Origin of the sequence: Ottowia thiooxydans DSM 14619, from assembly GCF_000422885.1 — a bacterium.
GTDB lineage: Bacteria > Pseudomonadota > Gammaproteobacteria > Burkholderiales > Burkholderiaceae_C > Ottowia > Ottowia thiooxydans.
The window spans coordinates 49,304-70,367 of record NZ_AUGX01000035.1; the positions used below are offsets into that span (position 1 = coordinate 49,304).

Consider the following 21,064-nt stretch of genomic DNA (forward strand, 5'->3'; position numbering starts at 1 on the left):
TCGCTTGTGTAGTTGGCTACACCGCGCGCTTTGCGCTTTGCGCTTTGCGGCTCATCCCGACTCCTCGGCCCAACCGCACAACTCATTCCCGAATGAACCCTAACCTCCACTTATGATGCCCTATCTGCATTTGCGTTCCCACCCGTGACCAACTCAAGCACACCTCTTACTCATTTTGACGCCCAAGGCCAGGCCCATATGGTCGATGTGGGGGGCAAGCCCGCCACGCACCGCGTCGCGGTGGCCGGAGGGCGCATTGAGATGCTGCCCGCCACGCTGGCTTTGATCGAGGCGGGTACAGCCAAGAAGGGCGATGTGCTGGGCATCGCGCGCATTGCCGGCATCATGGCGGCCAAGCGGACAAGCGATCTGATTCCGCTTTGCCACCCGCTGGCCCTCAGCCGGGTGGCGATCAATTTCGAGTACATCCGCGCTGAACCTGGTGGCACGTGCGCTGTCGCTTGCGTGGCCACAGTGGAAACCACGGGTCCGACGGGCGTGGAGATGGAAGCCCTGACGGCAGTGCAGATCGCGCTGCTCACCATCTACGACATGTGCAAGGCGGCCGATAGGGGCATGACCATGGACGGTGTTCGACTGCTGGAAAAGCACGGCGGGAAATCCGGGAGCTATGCGGCGGCTTCGTCTCCTGCCACTCGTTGATTTTCTGGTGCCGCCCAGACGCTGTCTTTGGGTCCGTTGTGCACTCGCCGTGCGGTAGCGCGTGACATCCAGATCAAGGCCAGTGCACCTAGCAGAGCGGTGATGTCCACGCTTAGCATTGCGCTGTCCATCCACAGACCGGAGGCTGGAAACAGCCAGCCCAGCAGAGATGAAAGTGGGATGGCCGCAGTGCATAGAGCAGACAGCCAAAGTAGAGGGACCGAAGCGCGCGCGGCGCCGCGTAAAAACGCCCAGGCCAGACTGCCAAAGAACACAGCGTAGTAGATGCCTACATGCCAGGCCGCCATGTCATTGACCCTGCCAGGCAACCACTTGGCGGCGGCGATGGTCAGGGATAAGCCAGCGACGCAGCCCAGGCAAACCCCCACGCTGGCGGCCGCCATGAGGGCCGTATCGCGCCGCTGTACAGGCAGGTCGCCGTCTTTTTTTCGCTGCGCTTTTCGCCGGCTTTCCACCCAGAGCAAGTTGCCGCTATAGAACAGCCAGGCCCCGGCCAAGCCCAGGAGGAAATACAGCCACCATACCGCCAAGCCGCCGAATGAGGCCATGTGCAAGGCAAAGAAGCTGCTGATGAAGAGATTGGCGGTGGTTTGCTTGCCACTCAAGTAATCCATTGAAAGGATCTTGCCGCTGTAGGGGTCAAGTTGGGCGAACCCGCCTGCCGCACGTGGCGAAACCGCCTCGGTGTTCTTGCCCCACACCCGTACTGCGGCCTTGGGTCCGGTGACTTGGGTGTATTGGAGCGAAGTTGGCTCAAATCCTGGGGATGCATCCTTGACGATCTGCGTCAATTGCGACGGCGTGAGCATTTGCGCCGGATTGAGTGAAGGTGCTTCGCTGGGCTTGGTGGGGCGCCGGCTGTACATTTCGCTCCACTTGCCTTCGAACACCGCCTTGTCCTGTATTTCATAGATCTGGTCGTGGAAGGCGAAGACCACCGCGCTCAAAGCCATGACCAGGTGAAACGGCAGGCTGACGATGCCGACGACGTTGTGTGCATCCAGCCACATGCGCTTCAGGTTCTTGCCCACGCGCAAGGCAAAGAAGTCCTTGATCAGCGAGGGCAGCAGCACAATGAGCCCGGAGATCAGGGCCACGAAATACAGCGCAGAGATTACTCCCATGATCCAGCGGTTGGGGTCTGAATCCACGGGCAGGCCCACGACCCGGTGCAGGACATCTATGAATTCCACCAAGCGGGAGGGGCGCGGCTCGTCCACCTGAACATTGCCGTCCGGGCCAAGGCGGGCAGAGAAATGGCGCACTGCGCTCTCGTCGTGGTCGCCCGCATTGGGGTCCTTCACCTGCCATTCCACGCGCGGAATGGCCTTTTCGTTTTCCAGGCGAACTGTGAATGCTTTTGCAGCCGCTGGGGTTGATGTCACGGTCTTGGCGATGAGGGTGTGCACATCGTCCATAGGCACTGAAGGGACGATGGCGGCTGGTGGCGTGGACCAAACGCGAAGCGGTTCCTTGAAGACCGTCAAGGCGCCGGCGTAGAACGCGATGAACAGCGCCATGCCGCTCACGATGCCTGTCCAGGTATGGACAGATTTGTAGATTCGAACGACGTCGGCTCTCATGCTCCGCTTCCCAGACGTAAAAGCCACCAGACGCCCGCGACCAGGACATTCAAGCCCCCTAGCCACAACCAGGCACGCAGGCCGCTTGAAAAAAGGTACACCAAAGAAAGCGCAGTCAGCCACACCAGCGGCACCAGCCACATGGCAAGCTGCCCACTCACCGCCAACGACATGCGGGGCAAGATAGCCATCAACACGCCACTGCAAATGATCGCCAGACTCAGGCCCAGGATCACGCCGGCCAATGTTTTGGATATCCAGTCAGGCCGGATAGGTGTGGGTTTTGGTTTGGATAGCGTGGTCATTTTTGGTTTTTCAGTGCCCGGATCGCCAAGGCCAGTTGTTGCTAACAATCGCCTGGGGGCTGGAGACGCTTACCCTCACCCCCACCCTCTCCCGCGAGCGGGAGAGGGGGTAAAACCAGAGGGCCGCGGAGCGGGCTTTGCCCGGCCGCTGGTGGCGTTCCCCTGGGGGGAAGGCGCGTAAGCGCCTCAGGGGGGAGTCCTATCAACCAAGGCTCCTATGTAGGGCAGAACAGACAAAGCCAGCATCAATGTGGTGACAAGGGCAAAGGCGGTGGCCAGTGGCCGCATGTCCTGGGCGAACGCGAGCCAGGCTGCCACCAGCAGAGCGGTACCTGCGATATACGCGGGCCACGAAGGCCAGGCCTTGGACCACATCTTCTGATTGGGCGAGGCTGCGTAGAAGCAGAGGCAGGCCAAGGTGGTGGTGGTCAGGCCGATGACGGTGAATATAGGCATCAGGACTTCAAAGATCGTTCTGGGTTCATTCCATCAAACAACAAACCCAGCTCGGAGTTGGCTGGGTGGGTGATTCGCTGAGCGACACACGCGCACCCCGAGGGATGTGCGTGTGCGCCTGGGATCAGAACGACACGGTGGCCGACAGCCTGAAGGTACGTGGTGCACCTGGCATCACGAAGCCGTCGCTGAATATGCCGCTCCAGTATTTCTTGTCCGTCAAGTTCTCCACGCTGGCGTTGAAGCGCACAGGCGTTGCGCCGAACTTGGTTTCATATCTGGTCACGAGATCCAGGCGATTCCATGAAGGTACGCTGATCTTGTTGCCGGAATCGGCCCACTGTGAGCCCACGTAGATCAGGCGGCCACCCACTGACAGACCGCGTACAGGGGTATCCCAGTCCAGGCCGATACGCGCACGCAGTTTGGGCACGCCGTAGGTTTGCAGGCCGGTGTTGATCTGGCTCGACTTGATGTATTCCACACCGCCCAGCAAGGAAAGCGTTGGCGCGACCTTGCCGAAAGCGCTCCACTCAAACCCGCGCAGACGTTGCTCGCCATCCATCACCTGAGTGTTCGCGCTGTTCGTGATGATGGAAGGTTTCTTCACCTGGAAGGCACTGAAGGTGTGCGTGGTCTCGCCCAGTTGTACTTTCACGCCCACTTCACCCTGCTTGGTGTTCATGGGGGCCAGGGTGTCGCCCTGGTTGGCGAAACCGACGCCTACCACCCGGCCGGGTTCAAGGCCTTGGGTGTAGTTGGCAAACAGCGAGACGTTGTTGCCCCATGGGCGAACCACTACGCCCAGCATGGGTGACACACGGCTCTTGCTGTAGTCCGATGAAACACCGTTCACCAAGGGTGTTTTGACTTGCTGATAGCGCAAGCCTGTCGTGAGCAGCACTTTGTCCCCCGCGAAGCTCATGACATCCGCTACGGCGATCGAGCGGAATTCATTTTCGGTGGTGTAGCTTTTCCACGTGGGTGCCACTGGGAAGACCGGTGTGACCGGGTTGTACATGTTGGTGTTGGTGCAGTAGTTGCACGCCGTGTTCACGGTGCCTTCCTTGTGCTGAAGGACGTTGAACGAAAGCTGCAGGCGGTGCTGGACGCTGCCCGTGGCAAACTTGCCAATCATGCCGGCCTCGGCGGTGCGGCGCTCCGATTTGGTGTGCACGTTGTAGACGGCGCCGCGTGTGGTGCCATCCGCTCCGGTGACGAAAGCGCGGGTGCCAAACAAAAGGCCCTGGCCTTCGGCTTCTGAGCCGCCAAAGGCGAAATAGCCTTGCCAGTTCTGGGTGACATCGACTTCAGCGCGAGCGAGCAGCCCACTGTTTTCGTACTTGCCGCTGGTGCCACGGAACATGTTCACGTCACCGCTGGGTGGGGACAGGAGTCTGCCCACGCCAGGAATGGCGGCGTTGCCCTGGAAGTTGAACATGCCTGGGCTGCCGTTGCTGATCTTGTTGATGCTGTTGTAGACGTCCAGCGAGAAGCGGGCTCTGTCTCCCAGATAGTCCAGGCCCAGCGCTGCAACGCGGCGGCCCTGCTTCTCATCCTTGGCGCCCATTTTGCCGTCGCCATAGACGCCGTTGAAGCGTACGCCCACGCGTTGTTCAGGGCCAAAGCGTTTGGCCAGGTCGGCATGCACCTGGAAGTAGGAGCCAGAGACGAAAGTGGTGGTCAGGTCGGCGACGGGCTGAGCCAGCGCGCGCTTGGTGACCATGTTCACAGAACCGGCCACGCTGGCCAAGGGTGGCATTCCAGACAGCAGCACGTTAGGCCCGCGCATCACTTCCACGCGTTCAAACATCTCGATCGGCACCGAGTTGGCGGGTGCGATCCCATAGAGGCCATTGGTGGCGATATCCATGGCCGTGACATCCAACCCGCGAAGGTTGAAGTTTTGCAGCAAGTGGCCTTTATTGGTCGTGAAGACTACCGCGGCTTCGTTTTCCAGCACGTCTTGAAGGGAGAGTGCGGACCAGTCTTCAGCCAACTCACGCGTATAGGCGTTGACGTGTACTGGTGCATCGACGATGGATGTGGCGCCGAGAATGCCCAGGCGCGCGCCTTTGGCGGCTTTACGCCCTGGAGCCAAAGTGGGGAGGTCTTCGCGCTCATATTTGTCACGTATGGTGACTTGAGGGAGCGTCGTTGTCTGGCCTTCGGCCTGTGGTGTGGGTTCTGCTGGCGTCTGTGCGCTCACAGTGGAGCTTGCGCTAGCGGCCAACACGGCCAGAACAATGGAGTTAAACCGCAGCCTGCGGACGGACGCTTTTTGCATGGTAGCCAATCCTCCCTATTATTCTCGAATAGGAGTTAATGATAATCATTCTCATTCTATTCGCTAGGAAGGCTTGATGTGACATTCTGTTGCGCAGACGCCGCAAAAGCGTGGGTAAAGTTTTGATGAAAGCGCAACTGAGTCTTTGAACTAGGGCGTGCTCACACCAAATTCACGCCCGCTAGAGACGGGCGCGATTCAAAGACCTTCCGCCTACTTGACCCATCGCAGCTTGAATACCGGCCTGGACTTGGGCGGTGTCCTATCGCAAAAGCTGGAGTTCGAGGTGAGCCGGATGTCCGCACTGCGACGGCTTGAAGCCTCGCGTCTGGCTTGGATTTCGGCTTCGGTGAAGACGCGTTCAGCATCAACGATGAGTCGCTGAATCTCTCGATCCAGTTGAGCTGGGGATGTAAATCGCATTTGAATTTCCTGGGGCTAATCAGAAGGGAGTTACTTAGGTCATGAACGCGTTCCTCGTGAGTGGGCGATAGAAGGTATCTTGGCGAAACGAACAAAACGAGGACCCCGCGTTGGGCTGTTTTCCGTTCGTTGCTGCCGACGATCCTTCTACCGTCCACACTCCTTAATAAGTAACGGGAGGGGCACTTGAGTTCCATCCAAGTGCCGTGTGCTGCGAAACCATCGCGCCTTGATGAGGTATCAGGAAGGGGCGCCGGAATGCGTTGTTATGCTGGCCTTGATCGCCATCGTCATGTGGCGGACGAAGCTAGGGCGCGCAGGGTCAGTAAGGCCGGCGCCGCATGCGCCAAGCCGTAGGAGAAGTCGCAGAGTGGAGAGTGGCCAGCTGGGACGAGGGCCAAGCGTTCAGAGGCCTGAGCTGACTTCAGAGAGCTCAGGACGGCTAAGGATGCGAGGGCTAGGGTGTGAACACGCCCTAGACCATTGGCCGCGGAGGTCTGGCTTTTGGTGGGGAGGCCACGGTGCGTTGGGCCCGGGTCTTCGCCTCGCGTTGGAACCCTGCCAGCTTGGCTTGAATGGCCGCATGGACTTCTGCGATGTCTTCCTGAGAGAGCTGGCGTTCAAGCTTCTCGCGAGCATCCGCCTCGCCTAACCCGGACGCTTCGCGCTTGGCCTTGGCTTCCACCAGGACGCGCTCAGCATGGCGGAGCACTTGTTGAATATCAGGATCTGACGGAGAGGAGTCTTCTGAAAGCATGCGCACCTCCTAGAATAGAGAAAGGGGTTTCCAAAATTGGTAACGCTAAAAAGAAGCGGGCGTTCCAAGTCAGAAGGCCTGCTGGCACTCATGCGGTTTTCGGCGGAGTTCGAAAACCAAATGGGGTGAGGTCTGGTTTGAGCAAACCCATCGTGGAGGGTTTTGAGATCTGCAACTCGTCTTCGAGCAGGGAAGTCATGGCTTTCACGGTCTGCGTCAAGACCTCGACTTCTTCGGCGGCCCGTGTGTTTCGGTCGGCGAGGACGAGGTCGGGCACCTGTGGCTTCGCGTTTCCGTCGATGCCAAGAATACCCAGGGCGCGCGACGCCTGCAAGGAATTCACCTGGTTTTGCAGTTCCTCTTCCAGACCCAAAGAATAAAGCTGGCTCTTGGCCAAGGCAATGGCATCGCTTTCCTTTTGTGCGCCAACTTGTTGAAGACCGATGGAGGTGTCTGGCAAGCGAGGGGTGTTGGCAGAGATGTTGGTCACACGATGCTCCTGGGGAAAATGGCTTTAGCCAGAGTTAGTGGCAGGCCGGCTGCGAGGGTTCCATTGTTCCCGGCGTTTGCGGCCAAATGGCAGCCTTGCGCGAAGAAAAGGCATTTGCGGGCTACTCGTTCGGAGTTTGGGCGGCCTCCAAGGGTTGCGCGTTGCGAGCAGCCCATTCCTGATACTCGACCGGAAATGCCGCTCGAAAACGTGCCATGTGGGCGAGCGCCAGACGGTCCTGCTCAAGCAGCGAGGCGCTTTCGATCACCTTGGTGATGACGCGCGGCTCGGGCGAGAAGTGCAGCGCGGCGAGAGAGACTGGGAGCAGCCTCTGCGCACTTTCACGATTGGCGGGACGAGTGGTGACTTCCGCGAAGCGCACCACATCCGCAAACAGCCAGGAGGCTTGGGTTTTTCCCAGCGTGTTGTCACGGTAAGCTTCTGCGCGTTCCTCGCTGGAGATAAAAAGCTGGCTGATACGGTGGTAATCCCATCCTGCGTAGGCCACTGCTGCCATCATGGCTATGGCCGCAGCGTTACGCCATTTTGGTCTGGCGGCCTCCGCTGGCGATGAGCCGGGCGTGCATAGCAGCCAGACGCAAAGAGCGGCGGCGATCTGAAAGGGGCCATACCAAAGCGGGTATTCGACCATGCTGTGGATGGCGATCACGCCGAGCACGCCCCAGGCCATTTGCCTGGAAGGATCAGACTCGCTCCATGGCTTGGCGCGCCACACAAACCAGGCAGCCAAGGCGCAGGTCAGAAACGCCACCGGCACACCAAGTTCTACTGCAAGATGCAGCGGAAGGTTGTGCGCGTTATCCAGAATGTGGCAAAAGCGGGGGCCTTCATAGAGGGTGATGTAGTGCGCGTAATCCAGCTCGCCCCAACCCCAGCCTAGCCATGGCTTCTGTGCGATCAGGTGTAGCACGTTGTTCCATAAGATGAGCCGGCTGCCGCATGTTGATTCCGCGTTGCGCAGGCGATCAAGCATATCGCGCCCCGCCACACCTTCGGTGTTCTGGATGAGTGCAGGCAGCGCCAGCGCCGCAAGTAAAAAGATGGCCAGTGCCGCCACGGCCACCAGTGCACGCTTGCCGTTGCTGGGTAGCCTGCGAGACCACCACAGCACGACGGCGCCCAAGACAATGAGTTCAACCAGGCCTATGCGCGAGGCGGTGGCGGCTAGCGCGACCAGCAGCAAGGCGCCCATCCAGCTTGCGTGCGAAGGCTTCAACCGGTGCCGTTGCAGCAGCCAGCGCAGCGCAAGTGCGCCAATCATGAGCAATGAGGCCAGCTGGTTGGGTTGGCGCAGGTTGCCGAAAGCCTGCCCTGGTTGAGCGATGTTGACCACAGGGTAGAGCGGCAACTCGAGATCGAAATACTGAAGCAATGCAATCAGGCTGCTGAGCAGCGCCGCCGCCAGCCAACTCCAGGCTGCAATGGCTGCGCCGTCTTCTCTTTCACGGGCAGGCCAGAAGGCCAGGAGCAGACCGCCCATGGCAGCTGACGCCAGATAGGGAAGCATGGTCGCGGTGGGGCCGGCAGTGATCGGCCAGAGCCAGGGAAGCGCAACGAGAACAGAGCACAGCAAGCGAAGGAGCATCGGGGGATTGTGCCAAGTCCGAAAGGCACTTAGTCACGGCACTGTTGTACCTTTGCATTCAGGGAAGGCCAAGGCAGGCATATACCAACCATGGGGTAAATCGCAAGGCGGCGAGCAGCACCAGCTTGGTGGAGCATGCAGCGTCTGAAAACGATTCCACCATAGAGTGTCAGGGTTAACCCGCGTGCTCAGGTAATGTAAGATCGTATACGATTAGTCGAAATAATCGTATGAACTACTTGCTCCCTCAAATCAGCACGGATTTCTCCGAGGTCAGGAACACTACCCTGGGGACCTTGGTCCGCAATCGGCTGCTGTCCAAGATTCTTTCCGGAGATCTCACGCCAGGCCAGGCTCTGCGTGAGCCTGAGATCGTTGAAGAACTTCAGGTCTCCCGGGTGCCGGTGCGGGAAGCGCTGAGGCAATTGGAGAGCATGGGCTTGGTGGTGGCGCGCAAGAACCGCGGCGTCAGCGTGCGAACCTTGACCGATAAAGAAGTCAGCGATCTCTATGACTTCCGCGGGCTGCTGGAGGGTTTTGCAGGTCAGCAAATGGCCTTGCGCGAGGCGAGCGAGCGCACAACGCTGGCTACGCAGCTGGATCTGTTATGCGGTGAGATGGATGACGCCATTTCGCAGGATGACGCCAAAAAGTACTACCACAGCAATCTTCGATTTCACTGGGCGTTCATTGAAGCACTCGGTAATGAGGAAATCGAAAACACGTATCGCGAAATCACCCAGAAGCTGCATCTGGCGCGGTTCAAGAATTTGCAGGATCCCGCGCATCGAAAGCATTCCAACGACGAGCACAAATTGATCGCGGCCGCACTGCGTGATGGTGGGGCCTCCACGGAGCCCCAGCCCTGCGCGGCCCTGCTGGTGGCGCACGTCAAACAGGCGTTGGTGCGATTGAGGCAGATCTAGGAACGTGTTCGTACCCAGGTTCCAAGGCTTAGAACCTGGTCAAGGCATTCGAGCATTCAGGCAGGCCGGCGAAGTGTCATGTTTCTCACCGAGAAGCAGGAGGTTTCGGCCGGCGATTACAACGCAAACAGGAGACAAACATGGATCGACGTTCATTTCTGGCAGGTGCAGGTGCGGTCGCCTTAGCTGCGCCGTCTATGAGTTTCGCGCAGGAAAAATTTCCCTCGCGCGTCATCAATTTCATCGTGCCGGTGGCCGCGGGGGGAGGCAGTGACTACGTGGCCCGCGCGACGACGACGGAGTGGGGCAAGTCACTCGGCACATCGTTCGTGGTGGAAAACCTGGGCGGCGGCGGCGGGGTAGTGGCCTGTCAAAAAACCATGCGTGCCAAACCCGACGGATATACCCTGATGCAGGGTTATGTCGCCACGCTGGGCACCGCCCCAGCGACCCGTCAGCTTCCCTACGACCCGATTAAGAGCTTCACCTCGGTGGGCATGATCGGCGGTACCCCCAACGTTCTGGCGGTCGACGCGAAGTTGCCTATTCGCTCCTTCGACGAGTTTCTGAAGTACGTCAAGGACAATCGCCATACCAACTACGGCTCTGCCGGGGCAGGCTCGTTGACTCATCTGCTGATGGAGTTGCTCAAGCAAAGATCAGGGTTTGCATCTGAGCACGTGGCCTACAAAGGCATTGCACCGGCTTTCAACGACATCATGGGCGGCTCAACGCAGTTCATTTTTCCGGGTCTTGCAGCTGCCGTTCCACACGCTATGGGAGGAAAGGTGCGTCTCTTGGCGGTCACGGGCAAACAACGCAGCAAGCGGTTCCCGGATGTTCCCACCTTCGAAGAGCTGGGCGTCAAGGGCTTTGATGATGTCCTTCAATGGTATGGCGTATCAGGGCCGGCCGGTATGCCGGCAGAGATCGTGACGACGTTGAATACTTCTCTGAACAAGGTCCTGGAGAACCCCGGGCTTGAAAAAACGCTCGCTATTGAGGCGATTATTCCCATGCCGATGTCGGCGGGCGAGTTCGATGCCTATATGCGCAAAGACCTCGAGCGTTGGCAGCGGATTGCAAAGGCGCAAAACATTCGCCTGGATGCCTAAGAGCCTGGTCAAAGTCCTTGAACACGCTATAAGACGAATCCACCGCGCATGGCATGGTGCCATGCGCGTTTCTACGTTATCAATTTCTATTGCACAGACAGACCGCCATGGCACTGAACACCACTATCGAAGCCGACAAGAACGCGCCTCCCATCACCCGCATCCTGGCGGAGTTTGTCGCTGGTCATCCGTCACGGGGTTGGAATGACGCGGTTGAACACGAAGCCCATCGCACTTTCATCAACTGGCTGGGATGTGCGGTGGGTGCGGCTCACCATGAGTCCACTCAGGCGGCCATCCGTGCAACCCAGGTGCTGGAGCCTGCAGCGCAGGCTTTGGTACTGGGCTCCAATGTCCGGGTGGATATGGGCAACGCCGCGCTGATCAACGGTATCAGCTCGCACACCTTCGACTTCGACGACACCCACCTGAAGACCATTATTCACCCGGCTGGCCCTGTGTGTTCCGCGGTGTTGGCGCTGGCCGAGAAACTGGGGTCGACCGGCCGTGAAGTCATCGACGCCGTGGTGCTGGGCATCGACGTGTCCTGCCGTGTTGGCAACATGATGTACCCAGAGCACTACGACCGTGGGTGGCATATCACGGGTTCAACTGGTACGCTGGGCGCGGCAGCAGCGTGCGCGCGGTTGCTCAAGCTCGATGCCGACAAAACGCAGATGGCGCTGGGCATTGCTGCGTCACAGCCGGTTGGTTTGCGGGAACAGTTCGGCACCATGACGAAGCCCTTCCATCCTGGTGGCGCGGCCAAGGCTGGCCTGATGTCTGCTTTGCTGGCCAAGGAAGGCTTCACTGCCAGCCTCCGTGCGCTGGAAGCGCCACGTGGATTCGCCCAGGTGGTGTCCACCAAGTACGCCTGGAATGAAATCACGGATGAGCTGGGCCAGCGTTTTGAGATCTCCTTCAACACCTACAAGCCATTTGCCTGCGGCATCGTGATCCACCCCAGCATCGACGCTTGCATTCAGCTGCGCGATAAGGGAGTCACCGCTGAGAATCTGGAACGTCTGGATTTGCGCGTTCACTCCCTGGTGCTGGAGCTGACGGGCAAGAAATCGCCGAAAGATGGACTGGAGGGCAAGTTCAGTGTCTATCACGGCTGTGCGGCTGGCCTGATTTTTGGCCAGGCCAGCGAAGACCAGTATGCGGACGATATCGTCAACCGCGCCGACATGGTGGCCACGCGTGGCAAAGTGATTGCAGTGATCGACAACACGATCGACGAAGCGGCGGTTGAGGCGACCGCTGTCCTTAAGGATGGACGCAGCATTCACCTGCGTGTAGAGCACGCCATTGGGTCGCTGCAGCGCCCGATGACGGATGCGAATCTGGAGACCAAGTTCAGCAATATGAGCGACGAGATTCTGGGCAAGGACCAGACTCGAAAACTCATGGATGCCTGCTGGTCCCTGGCAAAAGCTGCCAATGTGAGCGAAGTCATCCAACTGGCTACCTTGCAGGGCTCGCCCGCAGGTCATGCCAGCCCACGAGCCACGGCTGCCGCGCAATGACCGACGCCCGCCCGCGCGTAGTGGTCCTGGATGACTGGGAAGGTGCTCTGGCCAGGTTGACCGATTGGACTGCAATCGAGTCACGCGCCGAGGTGACCATCCACGGCGTGCATTTGGAAGGCCCTGATCTCATCCATGCACTGAAAGACGCCGAGTGCGTGGTGCTGTTTCGGGACCGCACGCCGGTCAACAGCGAACTGCTGGCTGCGTTGCCCCGGTTGCAGCGCATCATCTCCACCGGTACCCGCAACCAGAAGCTGGACGTTGAGGCGGCCGCTCAGCGCGGGATTGATGTACGGTTTACGGAGTGGGGGCCTTCCAAAGCCAGTACTTGCGAGATGACCTGGTCTCTCATACTGGCATGTGCCCGCCGACTTCCCCAGTTGCAGATCCGCGCCGGGCAGTCTGATTGGCGTCGGCCGGATGCGATCGAGCACCTGCCCCAGGTGTTGGCTGGCAAGACGCTGGGCCTGATTGGCTTGGGGCAAATTGGGCAACGCGTGGCTGCCGTGGGCCAGGCCCTGGGCATGGACGTGGTGACCTGGAGCCCCAACATGACACCAGAGCGAGCTAAAGCTTGTGGTGTTACGTCGGTAACGCTGAACGACCTGCTGGGAAGCGCCCACGTGGTGAGTTTGCACCTTGTGCCTTCCCCGGCCACCAGGCACCTGCTTAATGCCGAGACCCTGGCGCTGATGAGCAGAGACTCTATTTTGGTGAATACTTCGCGGGCCGAGTTGATCGATATGCCAGCGCTGGTGACGGCGTTGCAGCAAGGCCGGCTTGGTTTTGCCGGGCTGGATGTTTTTGAGCAGGAGCCACTGCCCTTGGCGCATCCATTGCGCGCGCTGGACAATGCCTTGTTGACCAGTCACTACGGCTTTATCTGCAAGGAAGTCTTGCAAACCTTCGCCGCGAACGTGCAAGCTCACCTGGAAGAGTGGCTCGTTGTGCCCTCAGGAGATGGCGGCGATCAAACGGTTATGTGATCCGTCCCGGCCGAAGTACTATGGTTTCGGTCAAGCGGTGAGTGGCCTTGAAACAAAAATGCCGTTCGGGTTGAGCTTGGCCTGTCCTGAGCCTGTCGAAGGGTCGAAACCTTGCGCAACGCTTCGACAGGCGCGAACGGTATTGATCGATTCAACGCAACTCAGTATGAGCCCAGTGGTCGACAGATTCAGCGACCACCGGGGCGAAGCTGAATAATCTCCATTGCCTGAACGATCAATGCCATCGTGGCGCCGGCAACCGCACCGGTCAGGTGGGCAGCAAAAACGACGTTGAATCCCCAACTGCTTTCGAAACCAATCGGCATGGACCAACCGCGTTCCAGTGCCAGCTTGAATAGCAAACCGATGGCCATCCATTGGCCTATGCGCAATGTGGTGGGCGAGGCGAGTGCCCGTATGGTCAACACCGCTGCCGCCGCATGCACCACACCGGAGAGACCGTAATACCCGCCCACTTCAGGCCATAGCAGAAGTCCCAGAGTGGAAAGGGGCCAGGCGAGTATGAGGGCCAAGGCATCGCGGGCCTGGGCTGACACCAACGAGCCCAGCACCGCCAAAGAGGCGAGAGCCAGGGTATTGGCGATGGCATGCGGCAGCACAAAATGTTCCAGCGGCGCGGTCCATAGCGTCCACGGGGCGGTAAGCCAGAGATCAGGACGCCAGGCCAGGTGCTGCGGCGAGGCGATCCCTTTGGCAGCAGCCACCCATAGGGCGCCGCTGCTGAAGATGATCAGCGTGCAGGTAAGGGCCCAGGCGTGTGTACGCGTGAATGACGAAGGAGGCCGGGTTTCGGTCAAGCCTCAGCCTTACGTTCGCCGCGCACACGCCGTCCTATCCACTGCGCAATATCGTCGATCCACACAAAGACCGCGGGAATCACCAGCAGGCTGAGGAAGGTGGAGGTGATCAATCCGCCGATGACGGACACCGCCATGGGGGAGCGGAAGCTTGAGTCGGCCGAGCCCCAGCCAATGGCTACGGGCAGCATGCCGGCGCCCATGGCCAGCGTGGTCATGATGATGGGCCTCGCGCGCTTGTGGCACGCGTCCATCAGGGCATCGAAACGGCTCATGGGGGCTGCGGCTGGTTGGCCGTCATGGCCGGGGTGTCCGCGCCGCGCCATGATGGCGTATTCCACCAGCAGAATGGAGTTCTTGGTGGCGATGCCCATCAGCATGATCAAGCCGATCAGCGATGGCATTGACAAGCCCTTCTGCGTGACCAGCAAGCCGACAAACGCGCCGCCCAACGAGAGTGGCAGCGCGGCCAGGATGGTCACGGGGTGGAGCACGTGATGGAACAGAAGCACCAGCACGATGTAGATGCACAGCACGCCAGTGAGCATGGCCAGGCCGAAACCTACGAACAGCTCGGCCATGACCTCCGCATCCCCCACCTCGACCACGCGTACACCAGGGGGCAGATTCTTCACTGAGGGAAGCTCCTTGGCCGCGGATGCAATGTCGCCCAGCGGTTGGCCGGACAGTTCGATCTCCATGTTCACGTTGCGCGAGCGGTCGTAGCGGCTGATGATGGCCGGTCCGCCGCTGTAGCTCAGCGTAGCGACCTGGCCTAAAGGCACGGGGCCTTTGGAGCCGGGCACTGCCAGACGAGAAAGCAGATCCAGATCCTTGCGGGCGGAGTCTTCGAGTTTCACGACGATGGGCACCTGGCGTTGTGCCAGGTTGAGCTTGGGCAATTGCGCGTCGTAGTCACCGAGCGTGGCAACGCGAAGCGTATCTGCCATGGCGGCGCTGGTAACGCCCAGATCGGCCGCACGAGCGAAGTCGGGCAGCACAGCGATTTCTGGCCGGATCAAGCTGGCGGTACTGGTAATGCTGCCCAAGCCTGGCAGGCTGCGCAGATCGCGCTCCACGGCACGGGCGGCGGAGAGCAGGGCTTGAGGTTCATCGCCCTGGAGCATCAGAATGTATTTTTCGCCAGAGCCACCCAGGCCAACCTTGCTGCGCACACCAGGCAGTGATTGGATGGCCTTGCGTATCTCCTGCTCAATCACTTGTTTGCGAGGACGTTCACCGCGCGAGCTAAGCTGGATGGTGAGGGTGGCCTTGCGGATATCGGTGCCCCCTGGCGCGAACGGATCGCCCCCAGCCGAGCCCCCACCAATGGTGGTGTAGACGCTCTTGACATGGGAGTTCTGAGCCAGCTGCAAGCGGGCTTGCTCGGCGACCTGCAGGGTTTGTTTCAGCGTGCTTCCTGGTGGCAGCTCCAGATAAACCTGCGTCTGCGAGTTGTCATCTGGTGGGATGAAGCCCGTAGGAAGCAGCGGGATCAGCGCAACAGAACCAACAAAGAACAGGCCCGCGGCCAGCATGGTCCAGTAACGGTGCCGCACGCACCAGTTGGCCCAGCGGCCATAGATGATGAGCCAGCGCGGGTCTTTCTCGGCCGTGACGATAGGTTTCAGCAGATACGCCGCCATCATGGGCGTGAGCATGCGCGCCACGACCAGGCTGGCAAATACCGCCAAAGCAGCCGTCCAGCCGAACTGCTTGAAGAACTTGCCGACAATGCCGCTCATGAAGGCGGTAGGCAGAAAAACAGCGATCAGGGTGAACGTGGTGGCCACCACGGCAAGGCCGATTTCATCAGCCGCTTCCATGGCCGCTTTGTAAGGGCTCTTTCCCATGCGCAGATGGCGCACGATGTTTTCCACCTCCACGATGGCGTCATCCACCAGAATGCCGACCACAAGCGAGAGCGCCAGCAAGGTGACAACGTTGATCGAGAAGCCGAAGAAATACATGCCGATCAAGGCGGGCAAGATCGACATCGGCAGCGCCACAGCTGAAACGAACGTGGCGCGTAAATCCCGCAGGAACAGCCACACTACCAGCACCGCCAGCAGCGCCCCTTCGCCCAGCATTTGCAAAGAAGCGTGGTATTCGTCTTCAACCGGGGTGACGAAGTCGAAGGCTTCAGTGATGTTCAGGCCCGGGTTAGCCTGCTGCATCTCCTTGAGCGCCTGGCGCACTCCTGCGCCGACCTCGACCTCACTGGCGCCGCGGCTGCGGGCGATTTCGAAACCGACCACCGGTTGCCCGTTGAGCCGTGCGGCGGCGCGTGGTTCGGCGATGGTGTCAGAGACCTTGGCGACCTGATCAAGTCGTATGCTGCGGCCGTCTTGCAGCGCCAATGGCATGGCTCGCAATTCGTCGGCGGAGCGCACGGTGGCCAGGGTGCGCACAGGCTGCTCCCCTGAACCCAGATCGATGCGCCCACCGGCGCTTTCGAGTTGCACCTGCCGCAATTGGCGGGAAATCTCGGCGGCGGTGACACCCAATCCCTGCAGACGCAGGGGATCAAGCGCTACTTCCACCCGGCGTTCCACGCCGCCCACACGGTTGACGGCACCTACGCCACGTACGGCGAGCAGGCGTTTGGCAATGTCGTTGTCAACGAACCAGGAGAGATCGGCGTCATTCATGCGTGGCGAGGCCACGGTATAGGCCAGCACCGGCTGGCCCGCCAGATCCAGCTTGCTGACAATGGGGTCACGCAAGTCACTTGGCAGATCCGCGCGTACGCGCGAGATGGCCGAGCGCACATCGTCTACCGCTTCCTGCACTGGTTTTTCCAGGCGGAATTCCACCATCAGCGATACAGAACCATCCTGAATGGTGGTGTAGATGTGCTTGAGGCCCTGAATGGTGGCAATACTGTTCTCGATCTTGCGCGCCACCTCGTTTTCGAGTTGGCCCGGAGTTGCGCCCGGAAGCGCTGCGATCACGTTGACCGTAGGTAGATCGAGATCAGGGAAGTTCTGCACTTTCATCGAGTGAAAGGCAAACAGGCCACCCAGCGTGAGCAGCACGAACAGCATCAGGGTCGGGACCGGGTTTCGGATCGACCAGGAGGAAACGTTCATCGGAAGGGCTCTTTATCTGGCGTTATTTGGCGGGAGCGCTGGCAGGTGCCATAGCCGCGTTACTGGCCGCAGCAAGGGGTGCTGGCGTTGGCCCTTCGGTGACTTGCACCAGATCGCCATCGTTCAGGAAGCCTGCACCACGCACCGCTACGGGGAGGGTGTCGTCAAGTCCTTGTTTGATTTCGATGCGGTTGTTGGCGATGCGACCAGTCTGTACGCGTGCCAATTGAACACGCTGATCGTTGCCCACACGCAATACGTGAGCAAACCCATCCCGCATCACCACGGCTTCTTGCGCGACCGTGAGTGCATCACCTTGGCCAAGCTCAAAGTTGCCACGCGCGAACATGCCCGCGCGCGCTGGTGATCCTGAAGGCAGATCGACATAGACCAGCCCGTAGCGTGTCTTGGCATCCACCGTGGGTGCGAGTTGGCGTGTAGTGCCCGTAACCTGAGCACCACCAGGCAGCTCGATCTGCACGCGCTGCCCTATGCGCACGCGCGTCAAATCTTCGGAAGTGACCTCGGCGCGCCATTCAAGCCGGCCCCGCCGTACCAGGCGGAACAGCTCGGCCCCTGAGCCGGCAACTTGCCCTACGGTGGCCGTTCGGGCCGAGATCACGCCATCATCAGGGGCCAGCACCTGGGTATTGCGCAGGCGCAGGCCCTGACTGGCCATCACGGCGCGCGCGGCGTCAGCGCGTGCACGGGCTGTTTTTTCAGCGGTGAGGTATTGGTTGATTTGTTGCTGGCTGAGTGCGCCGCTGGAGGCCACGGCGCGAGCACGCTCGGCATTGCCTGCGGCATCGGCGGCGGCGGCTTCGGCTTCGGCCAGGCTGGCACGTGCCTGGGCCTGATCTTGCTGAATAGGGGCGGCGTCAAAGGTGGCGAGCACCTGGCCTTTTTTAACCACGTCGCCCACGTTCACGCGGATGTCGGCCAAGCGCAGGCCGGGCACATCCGCACCAATGATGGCTTCTTGCCAGGCAGCGATGCTGCCGTTGGCTGCGAGGGCGTCTGTCATGGACACGCGACGGGGCTTTTCGGCGGTCACGGTGAGCACGGGGCGAGGTGCGCTGGCGGCGGCTTGCGGAGCATCAGCAGATTTCTTGTCGCCACTGCAGGCGGCCAGGAGAGCTGCCATGGCTAGAACGCAGAGGAGCTGGGGTGAATTCATGGTCTGATCGGTCGATTGCATTGAACTGGAAACGGCGCCGGGCCGTTTGGTATCTTCATATGAGGCTTGGAGCACGCGTTTAGAACGGGAATACGTTCCTGGCTTCATGGTGCCTGCCACCCGCCACCAGCCGCGCGATACAGCGCGACCCAGGCTGCTTGTTGGTCATGCCTCAGGTTTTGTAGTGCAGTTTGCGCGGCCAGCAGATTGCGCCGAGCTTCCTCTAACTGCACCAGGTTCGTCATGCCTTGGCGATAGAGTGCCTGCGTAGCGTCGAAAGACTGCTGGTAGCCCGCCACTGCCGCGCGAGCATCCGTCGTGCGGGCCTCAGCGTCTGCGCCTTGGACCAGGGCGGTTTCTACTTCCTGCACCGCCTGCCGGATTTTGGCGCGGTAGTTGGCGGCCGCTTCGTCATAGCGTGCACGGGCAGCCTGCGTACCGGCGGCGATGCGGCCACCGTCAAACAGCGGCAGGTTCAACGCCAGAGGCCCTAGTGACCATACACCCAGGCCACCACTTGCCCCCATCGCCTGCAACTGCAATCGGCTGATGGAGCCGCCCAGGCTGAGCGAGGGCAAACGAGCCGCTTCAGCTGAACCGACTTCCGCACGCGTCGCAAGCACTTCCCGTTCGGCCGCCCAGATATCAGGGCGTTGGCGGAGGGCATCGGCTGGGATGGAAGCCACGCTGAAGTTGGTGCCGTTGCCTTGACTTGCCGAAACTGCTTGCAACGCCACTTGTGACCGCAGGCCTGGTTCATCAAGCCCGGTCAGCGCGACGAGTTGCTTGATTTGGGCGTCGCAGGCGGTGCGCTGTTGAAGCGTTCGCGCCCGTCCGTCTGCGGCGCTGGCCTCTGCCAGAGCGGCGGTGGCCGGTGCGGTAAAGCCGGCATCACGGCTGATGATGGCCAAACGCGCTGTTTCTGAGCGCGAGGCAGTGTCATTTTCAGCAGTGACTAAAAGCGATTGGCAAAGCCGCAGTCCGTAATAGGCATTGGCGACATCTGCCACCAGGGATACCCGCGCTAGATGCGCCACCGCCTCTGCGCCTTCTTGCCTGCGCTCGGCGGCTTCTAGAAGAGAGCTTTGACGGCCGAAGAGATCAATCTCCCAGCCCGCTTGCAGACCGACCTGCATGGATGTAACGACAGGTGGGGCCGAGCCCGAGCTGACCGAACCCACGCTTTGGCTATTGCCCCGGCTGGCGTTGGCGCCGAGGTCAAGCCTGGGCATGAGCGCTGCCTGATTGGATGCGGTTTGCGCCCGCGCCTGTTCCACGCGCGCTTGCGCCGCAGCCAGGGTGGGGCTGTCTGCCAGCGCCGCTTCGACAAGCGCCGACAGAGCAGGGTCTTCCCGCTGCTGCCACCAGTCCTTCAAGGCCTGCAGGCGCCCACCATGGGGGAGGGGCGCCTGCCATGCGGCCGGAACCAACTCAGCCAGAGGCGCTGGCGTAGCGGGGCGAGGGGTCGCACAGCCTGCAAGCAGGGCGGTGAGGATGCCGAGCGCGGCAAGGGAGAGGGCGGTGCGTGAAAAGATCAATTGATTCAGCGGCATGAGTTAACCCGGGTATTTCATCACGACTGATGAAACGAAACGGCCGGGTTCGGGAGCATATGTGTACGTCGTCCACAACGCAAGCATTGTGACAATAGGCTTGATCAGAAGACGGGCATGAGGGATTTTGTTCACACCTTCTCAGCCGGTCGCCGCGCGAAGCTGGCGTACTTCGAGCCATGCTAGCCGGACAGACCAGCCCACAAGGGGCGTATTGCAGCAACTTGTTGATGCTTCGCCCGCTTCAACACGTTAACAGAAGTAAATAGTTGGAAAGAATAAATATTTGGATTCTATAATTTTTTAAACTATATTGCTTTGACTAAGAGACAGCTCGAGTCATTCTATGGCTAAGTTTATTTTTCGCCGTTCTTTGGCTGTGTTACGGGGACTAAAAATATGAAGTGGATGCATCAAGTGAAAGTTTTCACTATCTTATGCATGTCTTTTTGGTCTGCACAAGGGTTTGCGGCAACCTATGCGGAAACTGTCGAAGAGTGTAAGCTGTTGTTCATTCCGCTGGCTCCGGTGAAGCAATTAGAAAAATTATTCAAAACAGAACTTGTTGTCACGGCCAGTGGAAATTCAGAACATTGCGCCTTGAAATTTTCTGGAAAAAATGAAGGGGAAGACAATTTAGCGACTATCGCATTTAACCATAGAGGTATTTCTATAAGAAAATATGATGCTATTGAGAAGGACGCTAAAGCCCTGGTCTCAAAAACATATGCGCCGCTGGATTTGAAGGATGTGCCGGATGCAGTGCGTGGGTATACCTATATTGCATTCAGAAGAAATTATATAGATTTGCAAAATAAAAATCAGGATAGAATTATTCTTAGCGTAGCGCCTGAGTATTCTGCAGTTTTATACGATGTTGCGATGCAAGCTATTGAAGTTATCAATAACCCTGCATTGGATGAGTGGCTGAAACGCTAAGCAGGGCCGAGCGAAGCAATGGCCCGAGTGCGTATCCCACCCCTTGAGGCCGTGCTGAGGAGCGCAGGGCAAGGGGCGGGCAAGAGCACTGCAAGATGCTCTTGCTTCGTGAACTAGCTTGCGGCAGCTGTTTGAACGTAGTGAGCGAAGCGAACGAAGAGAGTTCTGCCGCACCGCCCCTTGCCTGAGCACCGGAGGGTGCCCGGAGCGCAGCGCAGGGACACGGACTTGGGGTCGCCTTTCTTTGGTTACTTGCTTTGGGCGAGCAAAGAAAGGGACTGCGCCGCCGGGCGCAATTCCCGGCCTCCGACCTGACTACAAAAGCAGAAGGTAAC

At 59.7% G+C, this 21,064-nt stretch carries 18 protein-coding genes; 6 read left to right on the plus strand and 12 right to left on the minus strand.

Annotated features, from left to right (window positions below; all coding sequences use genetic code 11):
* Positions 1-144 precede the first annotated feature (144 nt).
* The gene (moaC, locus tag G518_RS0121365; RefSeq protein ID WP_028604281.1) at positions 145-663 is read left to right on the plus strand and encodes a cyclic pyranopterin monophosphate synthase MoaC; all 519 of its coding nucleotides are present in this window, start codon (positions 145-147) and stop codon (positions 661-663) included.
* Here moaC and G518_RS0121370 read toward each other — a convergent pair.
* The 8 genes from G518_RS0121370 to G518_RS0121405 form a co-directional block, all read right to left on the minus strand.
* On the minus strand, positions 630-2,267 hold the full coding sequence (locus G518_RS0121370) for a PepSY-associated TM helix domain-containing protein (protein ID WP_028604282.1): 1,638 nt from the start codon (positions 2,265-2,267) through the stop codon (positions 630-632). The two genes, moaC and G518_RS0121370, sit on opposite strands and share 34 nt — an antisense overlap.
* Positions 2,264-2,572, minus strand: a complete 309-nt coding sequence (locus tag G518_RS0121375; protein ID WP_028604283.1) for a hypothetical protein — start codon at positions 2,570-2,572, stop codon at positions 2,264-2,266. Before G518_RS0121375 ends, G518_RS0121370 begins: the two co-directional genes overlap by 4 nt.
* A 186-nt stretch (positions 2,573-2,758) precedes the next feature.
* Complete coding sequence (locus tag G518_RS0121380) at positions 2,759-3,028, minus strand: hypothetical protein (protein WP_036595551.1); 270 nt, start codon at positions 3,026-3,028, stop codon at positions 2,759-2,761.
* 124 nt (positions 3,029-3,152) lie between these two features.
* On the minus strand, positions 3,153-5,315 hold the full coding sequence (locus G518_RS0121385; protein WP_028604285.1) for a TonB-dependent receptor: 2,163 nt from the start codon (positions 5,313-5,315) through the stop codon (positions 3,153-3,155).
* A gap of 213 nt (positions 5,316-5,528) precedes the next feature.
* Complete coding sequence (locus tag G518_RS0121390; RefSeq protein ID WP_028604286.1) at positions 5,529-5,738, minus strand: hypothetical protein; 210 nt, start codon at positions 5,736-5,738, stop codon at positions 5,529-5,531.
* A gap of 475 nt (positions 5,739-6,213) precedes the next feature.
* Positions 6,214-6,495, minus strand: coding sequence for a hypothetical protein (locus G518_RS0121395; protein ID WP_028604287.1), 282 nt, complete (start codon positions 6,493-6,495; stop codon positions 6,214-6,216).
* An 88-nt stretch (positions 6,496-6,583) separates the two neighbouring features.
* On the minus strand, positions 6,584-6,985 hold the full coding sequence (locus G518_RS0121400; RefSeq protein ID WP_028604288.1) for a hypothetical protein: 402 nt from the start codon (positions 6,983-6,985) through the stop codon (positions 6,584-6,586).
* 121 nt (positions 6,986-7,106) lie between these two features.
* Positions 7,107-8,591: a PglL family O-oligosaccharyltransferase gene (locus G518_RS0121405; RefSeq protein ID WP_028604289.1), complete on the minus strand. Its 1,485-nt coding sequence runs from the start codon at positions 8,589-8,591 to the stop codon at positions 7,107-7,109.
* Positions 8,592-8,821: 230 nt separating this feature from the next.
* Between G518_RS0121405 and G518_RS0121410 the strand changes: the two genes are divergently transcribed.
* The 4 genes from G518_RS0121410 to G518_RS36250 all read left to right on the plus strand — a co-directional run bounded on the left by G518_RS0121410 (position 8,822) and on the right by G518_RS36250 (position 13,150).
* On the plus strand, positions 8,822-9,517 hold the full coding sequence (locus tag G518_RS0121410) for a GntR family transcriptional regulator (protein WP_051237203.1): 696 nt from the start codon (positions 8,822-8,824) through the stop codon (positions 9,515-9,517).
* Positions 9,518-9,657: 140 nt separating this feature from the next.
* On the plus strand, positions 9,658-10,632 hold the full coding sequence (locus tag G518_RS0121415) for a Bug family tripartite tricarboxylate transporter substrate binding protein (RefSeq protein WP_028604291.1): 975 nt from the start codon (positions 9,658-9,660) through the stop codon (positions 10,630-10,632).
* 107 nt (positions 10,633-10,739) lie between these two features.
* Positions 10,740-12,161, plus strand: coding sequence for an MmgE/PrpD family protein (locus tag G518_RS36245; RefSeq protein ID WP_051237214.1), 1,422 nt, complete (start codon positions 10,740-10,742; stop codon positions 12,159-12,161).
* Positions 12,158-13,150 (plus strand): D-2-hydroxyacid dehydrogenase family protein, encoded by a 993-nt coding sequence (locus G518_RS36250; RefSeq protein ID WP_051237205.1) that lies wholly within the window; start codon positions 12,158-12,160, stop codon positions 13,148-13,150. The genes G518_RS36245 and G518_RS36250 overlap by 4 nt, the downstream gene beginning before the upstream one ends.
* A 188-nt stretch (positions 13,151-13,338) precedes the next feature.
* Here G518_RS36250 and G518_RS38695 read toward each other — a convergent pair whose 3' ends face one another.
* From G518_RS38695 to G518_RS0121445, 4 genes are all read right to left on the minus strand, one after another.
* A complete protein-coding gene (locus tag G518_RS38695; protein ID WP_051237206.1) occupies positions 13,339-13,968 on the minus strand; it encodes a rhomboid family intramembrane serine protease in 630 nt (209 codons plus the stop codon).
* Positions 13,965-17,060, minus strand: a complete 3,096-nt coding sequence (locus tag G518_RS36260; RefSeq protein ID WP_036595554.1) for an efflux RND transporter permease subunit — start codon at positions 17,058-17,060, stop codon at positions 13,965-13,967. The genes G518_RS38695 and G518_RS36260 overlap by 4 nt, the downstream gene beginning before the upstream one ends.
* Before the next feature lie 22 nt (positions 17,061-17,082).
* Positions 17,083-18,237, minus strand: a complete 1,155-nt coding sequence (locus G518_RS36265; RefSeq protein WP_036595580.1) for an efflux RND transporter periplasmic adaptor subunit — start codon at positions 18,235-18,237, stop codon at positions 17,083-17,085.
* A gap of 104 nt (positions 18,238-18,341) precedes the next feature.
* Positions 18,342-19,790, minus strand: coding sequence for an efflux transporter outer membrane subunit (locus G518_RS0121445; RefSeq protein ID WP_051237207.1), 1,449 nt, complete (start codon positions 19,788-19,790; stop codon positions 18,342-18,344).
* A gap of 417 nt (positions 19,791-20,207) precedes the next feature.
* Here G518_RS0121445 and G518_RS0121450 point away from each other — a divergent pair, with 417 nt between their 5' ends.
* On the plus strand, positions 20,208-20,729 hold the full coding sequence (locus G518_RS0121450; RefSeq protein ID WP_211231749.1) for a hypothetical protein: 522 nt from the start codon (positions 20,208-20,210) through the stop codon (positions 20,727-20,729).
* Positions 20,730-21,064 lie beyond the last annotated feature (335 nt).

Excerpts from the sequence above, each read along its gene's own strand:
- G518_RS0121370 (WP_028604282.1), bottom strand. The coding sequence starts at position 2,267 with ATGAGAGCCGACGTCGTTCGAATCTACAAATCTGTCCATACCTGGACA.
- G518_RS36265 (WP_036595580.1), bottom strand. The coding sequence starts at position 18,237 with ATGAATTCACCCCAGCTCCTCTGCGTTCTAGCCATGGCAGCTCTCCTG.
- G518_RS36245 (WP_051237214.1), top strand. The coding sequence starts at position 10,740 with ATGGCACTGAACACCACTATCGAAGCCGACAAGAACGCGCCTCCCATC.
- G518_RS36250 (WP_051237205.1), top strand. The coding sequence starts at position 12,158 with ATGACCGACGCCCGCCCGCGCGTAGTGGTCCTGGATGACTGGGAAGGT.
- G518_RS36260 (WP_036595554.1), bottom strand. The coding sequence starts at position 17,060 with ATGAACGTTTCCTCCTGGTCGATCCGAAACCCGGTCCCGACCCTGATG.
- G518_RS0121385 (WP_028604285.1), bottom strand. The coding sequence starts at position 5,315 with ATGCAAAAAGCGTCCGTCCGCAGGCTGCGGTTTAACTCCATTGTTCTG.
- G518_RS0121390 (WP_028604286.1), bottom strand. The coding sequence starts at position 5,738 with ATGCGATTTACATCCCCAGCTCAACTGGATCGAGAGATTCAGCGACTC.
- G518_RS0121380 (WP_036595551.1), bottom strand. The coding sequence starts at position 3,028 with ATGCCTATATTCACCGTCATCGGCCTGACCACCACCACCTTGGCCTGC.
- G518_RS0121415 (WP_028604291.1), top strand. The coding sequence starts at position 9,658 with ATGGATCGACGTTCATTTCTGGCAGGTGCAGGTGCGGTCGCCTTAGCT.
- G518_RS0121375 (WP_028604283.1), bottom strand. The coding sequence starts at position 2,572 with ATGACCACGCTATCCAAACCAAAACCCACACCTATCCGGCCTGACTGG.
- G518_RS0121405 (WP_028604289.1), bottom strand. The coding sequence starts at position 8,591 with ATGCTCCTTCGCTTGCTGTGCTCTGTTCTCGTTGCGCTTCCCTGGCTC.
- G518_RS0121395 (WP_028604287.1), bottom strand. The coding sequence starts at position 6,495 with ATGCTTTCAGAAGACTCCTCTCCGTCAGATCCTGATATTCAACAAGTG.
- G518_RS0121410 (WP_051237203.1), top strand. The coding sequence starts at position 8,822 with ATGAACTACTTGCTCCCTCAAATCAGCACGGATTTCTCCGAGGTCAGG.
- G518_RS0121445 (WP_051237207.1), bottom strand. The coding sequence starts at position 19,790 with ATGCCGCTGAATCAATTGATCTTTTCACGCACCGCCCTCTCCCTTGCC.